This is a genomic window from Pseudoflavonifractor phocaeensis, from assembly GCF_016901955.1.
GTDB classification, from domain to species: Bacteria; Bacillota; Clostridia; order Oscillospirales; family Oscillospiraceae; genus Flavonifractor; species Flavonifractor phocaeensis_A.
On record NZ_JACJLC010000204.1, the window covers coordinates 1 to 986 of the forward strand.

Sequence of the window (986 nt, forward strand, 5' to 3'; positions counted from 1 at the left end):
AAACCACCCTGCAGGTACTGCACGAGAAGGGGAAGTCTTCTACCAGCCGCTCCTATATGTGGCTATACCGGACCAGCGGCAATGCTGAGCACCCCATTGTCCTGTATGATTACCAGCACAACAGGAAGGCGGAGAACGCGGAGACATTCCTGGAGGGATTCTCCGGCTGGCTTCATGCGGATGGCTACCAAGGCTACCACAGGCTACCGGAAAAGATCCGGGTGGTGGGCTGCTGGGCGCACGCCCGACGAAAATTTGACGAGGCGCTCACCACCGTTCCCAGGGAACAGCAACCTGCCTCCAAACCGGCAGAAGCCCTGTGCTATTTTGCAAAGCTGTTCCAGCTGGAGCAGGAGTTTGCCCCGTTGACAGCGGAAGAACGATTTACCAAGCGTCTGGAGCAGGAAAAACCTGTCCTGGGGGCTTTGTTGGCATGGGCAAATGGGCTGAAGCCTCAAACCGCACCCAAATCCGCCCTGGGCAAGGCGCTGCACTATCTTCTGGAGCAGTGGCCTTATCTGGTGCGCTATCTGGAGGACGGCAGGCTGGAACTGACCAACAACCGCGCCGAGCGCAGCATCAAGCCCTTTGTGATGGGCCGGAAGAACTTCTTGTTCTGCAATACGCCGGGCGGCGCCCAGAGCAGCGCAGTCCTTTACAGTCTGATTGAAACGGCCAAGGAAACCGGCCTGGATCCTTACCGCTATTTGCTGTGGGTTCTGGAGCGCGCCCCCAAATTGGCGCAGGCCGGTGAAGCCTGGGCTGAGAAATTGGTTCCTGCCCAGGCACCAGAAGAGTGCAGCGCATCCCTGAAAGGAAGGGGTTGACCATGAAGCTGAAACACTATGGCGCAATGCTGGTGAATTTTGTGATTGCCTAAGGCAGTAGAATCGCTGATTTCCTTATCAATATCAGGGTTGTCGGTTTTAGCTTCAACAATATCGGGATGAGCGGCTTTAAAGTCATCATCGAAGATTTGAATGTGT

1 protein-coding gene is annotated in these 986 nt (G+C 55.7%); it reads left to right on the forward strand.

What is annotated here, in order from left to right:
• On the forward strand, nt 1-827 hold an 827-nt coding region (gene tnpC, locus H6B51_RS17165), incomplete at its 5' end, for an IS66 family transposase (RefSeq protein ID WP_204884805.1).
• Nucleotides 828-986 lie beyond the last annotated feature (159 nt).